Below are 11087 nucleotides of genomic sequence, written 5' to 3' on the forward strand. Positions count from 1 at the left end.
GCGAATTATTTCCCTGCGGCTCCCGCCGCCCGGGCGATTCGGATCACCGCTTCGCTGACGGCACGGCTCACGCTCTTGTCGAAAGCGTCCGGAACGATGTAGTGTTCATTCCGTTCCTCATCCTTCACCAGCCCGGCGATGCCTTGAGCTGCGGCAAGCTTCATCTCGTCCGTAATATCCCGGGCTCTTGCCTCCAAAGCGCCTCTGAAAATACCCGGGAATACCAGCAGATTATTGATTTGATTGGGAAAATCGGATCTGCCTGTCGCCACAATTCTTGCTCCGCCTTGATAAGCATCCTCTGGCATAATTTCCGGCACCGGGTTGGCGAGAGCGAAAACGATGCTGTCCGGATTCATCGTTTGCACCATTTCCTTTGTCAACACCCCTTCAACCGACACCCCAATGAAGACATCCTTGCCTTTAATGATTTCATCAAGAGTTCCTGTCTCAAAATCTCTGTTCGTGACTTTTGCGATTCTTTCCTGGGCCTCGTTCATTGATCCGGCGTTTTCCGAAATCGCGCCGTCGATATCGCACAGCACAATATGCTTCGCCCCCGCCGCAAGCAGCAGTTTCGCGATGGCGATACCCGACGCGCCCGCGCCATTGATCACGATGCGTATGCCATCCAGAGCTTTATCAACAATCTTCATGGCGTTGTACAGACCCGCGAGCACCGCAACCGCAGTCCCGTGCTGGTCGTCATGGTATACGGGAATATTCAGCGTTTCCTTCAGCTTATCCTCGATGTAGAAGCATTCAGGCGCTTTAATATCCTCCAGATGAATACCTCCGAAACCGGGTGCGATGACTTGAACGGTTCTTACAATTTCATCGGGATCAAGGCTGTCGATACAGATCGGGAATGCGTTTACGTTGCCAAACTCCTTAAGCAGCAGCGCTTTGCCTTCTATGACGGGCAATCCCCCCTCGGGACCGATATTGCCAAGCCCCAAAACGGCCGTCCCGTTCGTTAGAATGGCGACGGTGTTGCCTTTAATCGTGTACTCATAGGCCTTTTCTTTGTCTTTAGCAATTTCTTTGCAAGGTTCCGCTACCCCCGGCGTATACGCCAGCGCTAGATCGTGCTTGTTATTAAGCGGAATTTTCGCTGCAATTTGCAGCTTGCCGTTGCTCACCCTGTGCGCCTGTAGCGCTTCTTCCCTTATGCTCATTTGTCCCAACCTCCAGCATGAACATGTAATATTGATCCAGATCCGTTCGGCTCTTATCGTTCCTTACTTGACCTGGCGTATAACATCGATAACCGACCCGTCCCTGTATTTGACAATGCCTACGACCTTATCCGCCCACTTGATCGGCTCAGGATGGCCAACGACCCGGTTTGCCTTTTCCTTTAGCTCTTCGATGGACACAACCGGGAGTTTGGCCGACTTCAGGTTATTCAGCAAATCTTGCCGCAGCGGATTGACCGCAATGCCTTGGTCTGTTACCAGAACATCCACCGTATGACCCGGCGTTATAATCGTATTGACCCTGTCCAAAATCGATGGCATGCGACCGCGGATGAGCGGCGCGACAATAATGGATACGGCCGCTCCCGCTGCTGTATCGCAATGGCCTCCGGAGGCTCCCCGAATCATACCGTCGGAGCCTGTGATAACATTCACATTAAACTCCAGATCAATCTCAAGGGCGCTCAATACAACTACGTCCAACTGGTGGGCCGCACATCCCGCGTTGTCGGGGCTCGCATAATACTCGGCGTCGATTTGGTGGTGGAACCTGTTGTTCTTTAAGGATTCCACCGCCCTCAGGTCAAAGCTCTGGACATCCAGCAGCCTGTGAATCAACCCCTCTTCATGGAGATCGACGATTTGCTGGGTAATTCCGCCAAGAGCGAAACTGGCCTTGACGTTCGCGGCAAGCATCTTTTCCCGCAAGAACCGTGTAGTAGCCAGAGAGGCTCCTCCGGACCCGGTCTGCATCGAAAAGCCGTCGTAAAAATAGCCGGAGGCACCGATTACGTCGGCAGCATGCCTTGCGATCAGCAGTTCCTTCGGATTGCTGGTGTACCGGGTTGCACCCGATACAATGCCCTTGGGATCGCCGATACAATCCACCACCACCACATAATCCACCTGAGATTCAGGTATCGCAAAGGGCACATTCGGGTAACTTACAAGATTGTCAGTAATGAGAACGACATTCTTGGCATGCTGGGCGTCTACTTTGGCATAACCGAGCGAACCGCACGCGGAGGCCGCATCGTTTCCTCTGGAATAGCCGTTGGCGTTTCCGTAAGGATCGCAGGAAGGCACGCCCAGAAAGGCGACGTCAATCGGACATTCTCCCGACGCAATAGCACGCGCCCGTCCGCCATGGGAATTGATTATGACGGGAATGTCAAACATCCCGCGGGAGTAAGCATGGGCAAGCTCGCCTCTCAGTCCGCTTGTTTCGATTCTGCGGACAACACCGCTTTGGATATGCTTTACCAGAGGGGCATGGATGTCGGTGAGGGAACTGGCCGCAACGGTAAGATCGCGAATACCCATTTTGGCGATAACATCCATAACCATATTGACGATATAATCCCCGTTCCGGAAGTGATGGTGGAAGGATATCGTCATTCCATCCTTTAAGCCGGTCGCTTCAATGACCTGTTCGATGGAGCCCATGACTTTGTCCCTGGACGGGTTATGCTGTCGGTCCTTCGATCTCTCCGTATTTTTATACTGGCCGTTGGCCGCTTTCTCGCGGTAGGGGACAAGCGGTCCGATCCCGTCAATAAACGATGGAATCTCTCTTCCCGCCTCGTTAAACATAACATTCACCTTTTTTCGCTTATATTTTTACAGCAGCCGCAAGATCCAGCACCCTGCGGGCCCGCTCCACGATCGGTTTGTCAATCATCTTCCCGTTCAGGCTGATGACACCGGAACCGTTGGCTTCCGCTTCTTCTATAGCTTCAATAACATGCTGCGCTTTCTCCACTTCATCTTCCGTCGGCGAATAGATCCGATGGACAATTTCGATCTGGCGCGGATTGATGATCGATTTACCGTCAAAACCAAGCTGCTTGATCAGCTTCACTTCCCCCGCGAATCCTTCATCATCCTTCACGTTGGAGAATACGGTATCGACCGCGGCTATCCCCGCTGCCCTGGCGGCGAATAAGACGAAGCTGCGGGCCGTAAGCAGTTCGATTCCCTCCCGGGAACGGGTTGTCTTCAGATCCGTTACGAAATCTTCCGCTCCGATCGCGATCCCGATCAGTCGGCTGCTTGCCGTGGCAATCCGCTCGGCGTTCAAGGCCCCCTTGGCGCTTTCGATAGCCGCAAACAGTTTGATGGTGCCGCAAGGCAAACCAATCTTTGTCTCAATCTCGGATATCAGCTCATCCGCTTCGACCACATCTGCGGGCGTTTCGGTTTTGGGCAGCCGGATTGCATCCGGCTTGGCTCTTACGATGGCTTCGAAATCGTCTCTTCCGTAGGGGGTATTAAGCGGGTTGACTCTTACCAGGATCTCGGTGCTGCCGAAATCCAATGTCTTCAAGGCATGATAGACGAGAAGACGTGCGGCGTCCTTCTCATTCAGCGAAACGGAATCCTCCAGGTCAATCATTATGGAATCCGCGCCGTATATATGAGCATCCCGGATCATTCCCGGGTTATTGCCAGGTACATAAAGCATCGTTCTTCTAAGCCTGCTCATTTATTTCTCCTCCCATGGGCGGAGGTTCCCATCAACCGCACGGCCTACCGCTGTCTTGACTCTTGCTTGAATGGTGCAATCCAGAGCGCCTTTGTCATTGGCCCGCACCAATACGTCCTTGACTCCCAATCCTTCCAGCGTTTCCCGGATTACTTTGCGGATTTGACCGCCAAACTGGTTTTCAACCGTGCTGACAAGTTCGATCTCGATCCCTCTGCCATCATTATCTTCGACGGCAATGGATATGTCGCTTGATTCCAGCGTGCCTGCAATAGCCGTCTGTTTGATCTTCACATGAAACACCTCTTTTGATAATGTGCTTTTTGTAATGCCGATTTACGAGGACCGGAAAATGTCACCGATCACCCTTGCCAATCCCGAGCCCGTAACTGGTTTGCACATATAATCGTCTATAATCAGACGTTCCTTGTACCGGGTAACATTTTCCTCGACCAATCCCGTCACCAGGATGATCTTGATCCGGGGATGCAGCGCCTTCATCCGTTCCGCAAGCTCCAGACCTTTAAGGTAAGGCATAGCCTGGTCAGTAATGACAACGTCAAACCGGGTCGGAGCCTGCTCGAAAATTTTCAGCGCTTCGATGCTGTCTTGCTCAGGGAACACCTTGTAGCCCACCGACTCAAGACCTCTTCTCATGGCCCTCAATACTTTCCTGTCGTCATCGATCAACAGAATGCTTTTGGGCTCTACAGTAACGGGCGGCAAATCCGATTGCCGGCCGGCAATCAGCGAACGTGCCTGAGCGAGGTAGACCGTAAAGGAGCTTCCTTTCCCTTCTGCACTATCCACGGTAATAAAGCCATTGTGATTTTTGATGATGCCGTAAACGATGAACAGTCCCAGCCCAGTGCCTTCGCCTGCAACCTTTGTCGTAAAGAACGGGTCGAAGATTCGAGACATGGTGTCCTTGCTCATCCCGTGACCCGTATCGGAAATAGAAAGTTTCACATATGCGCCAGACGTATCAGTTACTTCGTCCTGAATTTGCTCAAGCTCCTGTGCGGGCACATTCTCCAGCGTGACATTCAATACTCCGCCGTTATATTTCATGGCATGACAGGCATTGTTGCACAAATTCATAATTACCTGCTGAATCTGTACTTTATTGGCAAGAATCGCCGATGAGCCGCCCTTCTTTTCGAAAATCACTTTGATATTGGGGGAAATAATCGGCTTCACCAGATTCAGCGTTTCAGCAATAAGTTCTTCTAAACTTACGGCTGCATGCTTGCCTTTACCGCTGTCGGTACGGCTGAAGACGAGAATCTGCTCGATGATGTTCCTGCCCTTCTCGGAAGCTTCGTAGATTTCGTTCACATACTCATGGATCTCATCCTTGGGGTCAAGCTTGTGCAAAATGATTTCAGAATAACCCTGAATCGGAGTCAACAGGTTGTTGAAATTATGGGCAATGCCCCCGGTAAGCATGCCGAGTTCCTGAAGTTTCTGGGAATGCAGCAGCTGCATATCTTTCTTTCTTAATTCCTCGTTGGTGGAATTCAGCTTCCGCAAATATTTGGTTTCCACTTCCAGTGCCGCTTTTTTTCGCTGAGTCTTCATAATAATGAAGAAAGCGCAGGAAAGGATCAGCAGAATCGTGGCAAAGATCTCAAGGAGCCTAATCCTGCTTTGAGCGATCGGGCCTTTTACCTCTTCATAATCCATAACGGCGGTAACGACCCAAAAGAACTCATTAAATCGGAGCCTGGAAAAAGATTCGAATTTCTTTGTTTTTTTGAAATCCTTATCCATCCACCAGTAAGAATTGTATTCCGCGGACCCTTCCTCCCGGCTCATCTGCATATCTATCAGCCTGTCTAGGTCCTTGTAATCCAGGTTCGGATAGATCCTCTTCAAGGTCTCAACGGACTTCCCGATATTGTCCCGTTTCGGATTCATAAGATAAATCCCCCGAGCGTTCTTCACATGAATGTAACCTTTCATCCCAACCTTGACGGGTTTGACGAGCTGTTCATACAAGGCGTTCAGATCCACGCTGCTGATCAGCATGCCTTCATATTCATTGTCCAGAAATACCGGATGAATAATAGGCAATACATACGATTCCGGCTGTTCAAGCTTCGCATCCCCGATCAAAGGTCTCTTTTCCTTCATGGCCCGCTTGATATCCTCGTTGACCAGGTCATAAATTTTTTGGGCTTCGGCATCGTTCATTCGGGGATAGGTGTTCATTATGCTTCCCGCTCTGTTGATCACAATAATGCTGTTAACCCTTTCTTTCTTGGCCTTGTAATAAGCTTCTATCGCTTGTTGTACAGGCCCCGTGTCACTATCCGCCAAACCGGCAGCGACACTGCGGTTTCCCGCCACAATTTCGAGATTGCGGATTTGCTCCTCAAAGGAAGCCTCCAAATTTTTGCTTGTCAGTTTGGCTATGGTCAGCAGTTGCTCCTCTTGCTGGCGGATCACCGTCCGTTCGCTGTCCATATAAACCGAATAAGCCATCCGAACGAGGATCAGAACGATGAATGGAAGCGCAAATAATACTAGGTTATAAGGCAAGCTTTTTCGTTTCAGCTGCTTTCTCAAGTTGAAATGCATACAGGCTCATTCCCTCCGGGCTGTTCCATAAACGGCAAGAAATTGCTCAGAGCGTTAGCCAGCGAAGCAGGAAGATAGCCGCGGTTACAGTAGCCGCGCCGCCTAGACGGGTACACACCTGTGCGAAGGGCATCAATTGCAGCCGGTCACAAGCGGTCAGAATCGCCACATCGCCCGTTCCTCCCTGGCTGCAGCGGGTTCCGGTAATAATCGCCGCTTCAACCGGGTACATATTCATCCACTTTCCTATAAAATAGCCCGTTGCAACCATAGTGATGACGGTTACGGCAATTGTAATCAAATAAGCGGGACTCAATACGGAAACTAGGCTTTCCCAAGGTGTTTTAGCCACGCCCATACCAAGCAGCAGCGGGTAAGTTACAGCGACGACGAAGAAACGCTGCATCATTTGCGCTCCATCTTGAAGCTGCTTTGGCAGAAGATTGAAGTACTTCACAATAACAGCAGCGAATAGCATAACGATTACACCAGGCAGCCCAACAGCTTCAGCCGCCAAGTTCCCGAGCATGAAAAAACCGACGGCCATGACGGCACCTGTTGCCATTTGGTTCAGGTTGATCGGTTTTTTGTCCTTGTCTTCCGCATACTTTAATACGTCGCTGTCTCCTGATTTGAGCAATGTGCCATTCCCTGACAGCTCCGGTTTCTTTTGCCCCAATTTGTTCAACAACCCCGATAAAATAATCGCGCATAAGCTGCCCAGCATCACTGCCGGTAGAACGGCCGCGAAATTTTCTTCCTGTGTTGTGCCTAGAATTTGGCTATAGCCAATGGACAGCGGAATCGCACCTTCCCCTACGCCGCCGGCCATAATCGGAACAAGCACATAGAAGAATGTTTTGTAGGCGCCGAGCCCAAGACCGATGCCTGTAAGCATGCCTGCACCTGTGGCAAGAAGGGTACCGGCAATAATCGGCACGAACAGCTTTACGATCGCATTCACCATTAAATCCCGATTCATCCCGAGAATGCTGCCGCAAATGACGATGGCAATGTACAGGTACAGGAAGTTGGTTTGTTCCATGAATACGGTAACGGTATCAATTGCTGCTTGCGGCATCAGTCCGGCATAGACCATATAGGACGGTACGAATGTCGCCAAAATGGGAGCGCCTCCGAGATCCTTAAGGATCGGAATTCGCTTGCCGATTTCGCCCAGAATAAAACCATAAAGCATCATAATGGATGCGGCCCCGAGCATATCTTGCGGAAAATGACCGCTGTGAATCAGAAAATAGACCACCAGCATAAACGGAATATACACCCCTACCGGTATGACGCCTCCAATCCGGTAGCTTAACACCTTTTTCCAAACCGGTTGTTGCTGCAGAGGGAGTTCTAACGGATTATTGATCATATTCTTCCTCCTCTTAATTAGGGCATTTTTTCACAATCATAAACAAACGCTTTCATCTCCTGTTGTGATCCAAGTTTGATACTGTCTCGAGACACATCCTCATCATAAAGAGCAAAGCTTAAAGTATTCTGACTGAATCTTAAAATATTTTAAGAATCCCGCCATACAAAAAAACGGCCGGATCGGGAAATCTCCCAATCCAACCGCTTGTATTTCGAGCCTGCTTAATCCACGGCGAAACGGTATCCAATACCCCATACGGTCTGTATATGCTTGGGCTTCTCGGGGTTATCCTCGATTTTCATTCGCAAATGCCGGATGTAGACCATGATCGTATTATCGTCGATCACCGTTTCCTTCCAAACGTTTTGGTACAACTGCTCCTTGCTGAATACTTGGTTGGGATTCTCCATGAAAAATTTCATCAGCAGAGCTTCCTTGGAAGAAAGCGGCACTTCAGCACCGTTTTTATAAAATGTATAGGATTTCAGATTAAACAGGAACGGACCTTGAGTCAGCTTCGTATACGCGTCCTTTAATTCGATCAGCTCGCGGTAGCGCTTAATATGGTTTTTGACCTGTGCGCTAAGCACCGACGGACTGAACGGTTTCGTAATATAAGCGTCGGCTCCCAGACCAAAACCGATAATCTGATCTGTGTCTTCCTTTTTGCCGCTAAGAAAGATGATGGGCGTATAGATGCCCATGGCCCGGGTTTTTCCAAGCACGTCATACCCGTCGTAATCATCCATCACGATATCCAATATGATCAGATCAATAGCCTGATTCCGGATTATACTGAGCGCTTCACTTCCGTTTTCCGCTTGAACCACCTGCATGTTATCGCTTTCAAGTACATTTTTGACAAGCTTTCGAATATAATCTTCATCGTCGGCGATAAGCACCTTGGCTTTACTCATTCCCTTGCTGCACTCCCTTTGTCAAAAATCATGCCTCTCCCCTGTTAAGAAAACATCCGCTCCCTATTATAACATTAACTTGTGAATTAATGCACAAGGCGATGACAAAAATGGGACAATGGGCTGGTATAAGGAGTGAGCTCCCTGGAACGAAAAAAGCCCGCTCGTGGAGCGGGCTTATAGCTACCTCATTTGATCTGTGCCGCCAAATCCTGAAGCGCGGCCTGCAGATCGCCCTCGCCCGCCAGCGGAAGCTTCAGCGCCTGCTCGCCGTAGGTCCAGACGAGATCGGTTTTCTTCGCCGTAAACGGCGAGATAATGCCGAACTTCTGAGCGTCGAGGAAAATTTGATTCGCCTCGCCCGTGGTTTGCACATACGTGCCGGCTGCCGCTTTGTTGGCGGGCAAGGAATATCCCTGCTTCGCCAGCGCAATCTGGCCTTCGGGACCCGCCAGCCAGGACAGCAGCTTATAAGCCGCCTCCTCATATTTCGTATTCGCACTGATCGCTACGCCGGCCGGCTGCACCACCGTCTGCGCCGTTTTAAACTTGGGCAGGTAAGTTATCCCGTAATCGATGCCCGCTTCTTTATAGTTCGTTGTATTCCAGTTGCCGCCCGGGTTCATGGCTACCTTTCCTGTGGTAATGCTCAGGTTCACCTGGCCGCCAAGCCCCTCAATCTGGGCGGGGGTCGTGTTGATCTTTTTGTTTTTCGTCAGATCGATAAACAGTTCAAGCACCTCTTGCGCCTCCGGAGTATCCAGCGCCAGCGAACCGTCCTCGTTGACCAGCTTGGCCCCGTTCGACCACAGCTCCGGCTCAAGAAACCAGTCCATCGATGAGCCCGGAGAGATCGACATCCCCCATTGGACGATTGATTTGGCATCAAAGCCGGCCTCATCCGCGCTTTTGCCGTTTTTGTCGAGCGTCATTTTCGCGGCAATGTCGATGATCTCATCCCAGGTCGGTTCAAGCGATGGGACAGCCGCGCCCTTTGGATTTGTTTTGGGATCGTCAAACAGCGCTTTGTTGTAATACCAGACAATCACGTTGCCGTCGATCGGCAGCGACACCTGTTTGTCTTTATATTTATGCAAACTCAGCAAGCTTGCATCGATATGGTTCAAATCAAACGAACCGGCGGACAGCAAGCCGTCCAGTTCTTTATAGATGCCAAGCTCGGCGTATTTTTCAATGTAGGCGTAGCTCGTTTTAAAAACATCGGGCAGCGTGCCGCCGGCGGCGTTCGCGGTCAGCCCGTCCCAGTAGCTTCCCCAAGCCTTGCCTTCCAGCTTCACGGTGATGTTCGGATTGGCCTCCATAAATTGATCAAGCAGCTCTTGCACGCGCTGCAGTTCCTCAGCCGTTCCCCACTGGGAATACGTGATCGTGACGGGTTCTCCCGCCCCGCTACCGGCCGTTTGTCCGGCAGAATCAGAATCCGCCGCCGCCGCCGAGGGTTTATCCGCTCCTTGGGAGCAGCCTGCCAGCCCCATCACCAAAGTCAATATCAGAACCCAGCTGCCGATCAACCATTTGCGCTTTGTTTTCAAGCAAATTACCCCCTATTTGGATAGTAAGAAAAACGTCTATCGAGGTACTTTCAAGGAAGCTCTAGACCGCGTTTAAAGGTAGTTTTTCTTGCGATTATAGAATTGCTCAGCTCCGCTGAATTATCCTTTCGTTCCGGTCAGCACCACCCCCTCGACAATGTAGCGTTGGGCGAAGAGATAAAGCAGGCCGATCGGAATGATGCTGATGAAGGCTCCGGCCGCAAGCGCCGGAAAGTCCTGGCTGGTCTGCCCGATCAGCAGCTGCAGCCCCACGCTGAGCGTAAACTTGAGGTTGTCCTTGATGTACAGGAAAGGTCCGAGGAAATCAAGCCAGGAGTTAACGAAAGCAAAAATAATCGTGGTGATAATAATCGGCTTCGATAACGGCATCATCACCCGCGCATAAACCGTCCAGCGGTTCCCGCCATCCAAATAGGTGGCTTCATCCAGTTCCAAAGGAATGGTCAGGAAAAACTGGCGAAACAAAAAGATGTAGTATGCGCTTCCAAGCCAAGCTGGAACGATGAGCGGCAACCACGTATCGATCCACCCGAGCTTGGTATACAGCACATAGGACGGAATCATCATGATGGAGGGCGGGATCATCAAGGTCATGAGCACAATCGCAAACAGCCTGTCTTTGTATTTCGTCGTGAACCGCGAGAATCCGTAGGCCACAATCGAGCTTGAAAAGACGGCCCCGAGGACGACAAGAATGGAGATGGCAAAAGAGTTTTGAATCCAGCGCCACATCAGCGGCTGTACGGCAAACAACCGTTCAAAAGCTTCAAAGGTAAAATGCTCGGGCAATAAAGCGGGAGGTACCTTGTAGGTCTCCGCCTTGGTTTTCATCATCGTGGAGAGAAGCCACACCAGAGGTCCGACAAACAACAAAAGCGTTGCCGAGAGCAGCAAATACTTGGATAAGATCGCAGCGAAACTGCTTTTTCGTCCATCATTCATTCGTGT

General features: G+C 50.6%; 9 protein-coding genes. All 9 read right to left on the bottom strand.

Annotated elements, in window-relative coordinates; all coding sequences use genetic code 11:
- Positions 1-5: 5 nt before the first annotated feature.
- Positions 6-1178 (bottom strand): NAD(P)-dependent malic enzyme, encoded by a 1173-nt coding sequence (locus tag DYE26_RS11095; protein WP_036624086.1) that lies wholly within the window; start codon positions 1176-1178, stop codon positions 6-8.
- Between the two features lie 63 nt (positions 1179-1241).
- On the bottom strand, positions 1242-2792 hold the full coding sequence (gene citF / locus DYE26_RS11100) for a citrate lyase subunit alpha (protein ID WP_036624087.1): 1551 nt from the start codon (positions 2790-2792) through the stop codon (positions 1242-1244).
- A 19-nt stretch (positions 2793-2811) separates the two neighbouring features.
- Positions 2812-3684 carry a citrate (pro-3S)-lyase subunit beta gene (gene citE / locus DYE26_RS11105; RefSeq protein WP_036624088.1) on the bottom strand — a complete coding sequence of 291 codons (873 nt, stop codon included), beginning with the start codon at positions 3682-3684 and terminating at the stop codon, positions 2812-2814.
- Entirely contained in the window at positions 3685-3978 is a 294-nt protein-coding gene (gene citD / locus DYE26_RS11110; RefSeq protein ID WP_036624089.1) for a citrate lyase acyl carrier protein, read from the bottom strand.
- 42 nt (positions 3979-4020) lie between these two features.
- Positions 4021-6267 carry an ATP-binding protein gene (locus tag DYE26_RS11115; protein WP_051985550.1) on the bottom strand — a complete coding sequence of 749 codons (2247 nt, stop codon included), beginning with the start codon at positions 6265-6267 and terminating at the stop codon, positions 4021-4023.
- A gap of 46 nt (positions 6268-6313) precedes the next feature.
- Complete coding sequence (locus DYE26_RS11120) at positions 6314-7645, bottom strand: 2-hydroxycarboxylate transporter family protein (protein ID WP_036624090.1); 1332 nt, start codon at positions 7643-7645, stop codon at positions 6314-6316.
- A gap of 224 nt (positions 7646-7869) precedes the next feature.
- Complete coding sequence (locus DYE26_RS11125) at positions 7870-8565, bottom strand: response regulator transcription factor (RefSeq protein WP_036624091.1); 696 nt, start codon at positions 8563-8565, stop codon at positions 7870-7872.
- Positions 8566-8753: 188 nt separating this feature from the next.
- Complete coding sequence (locus DYE26_RS11130; protein ID WP_036624092.1) at positions 8754-10118, bottom strand: ABC transporter substrate-binding protein; 1365 nt, start codon at positions 10116-10118, stop codon at positions 8754-8756.
- A 120-nt stretch (positions 10119-10238) separates the two neighbouring features.
- Positions 10239-11081 (bottom strand): carbohydrate ABC transporter permease, encoded by an 843-nt coding sequence (locus tag DYE26_RS11135; protein WP_036624093.1) that lies wholly within the window; start codon positions 11079-11081, stop codon positions 10239-10241.
- Positions 11082-11087 lie beyond the last annotated feature (6 nt).

Origin of the sequence: Paenibacillus macerans (assembly GCF_900454495.1) — a bacterium.
GTDB lineage: Bacteria > Bacillota > Bacilli > Paenibacillales > Paenibacillaceae > Fontibacillus > Fontibacillus macerans.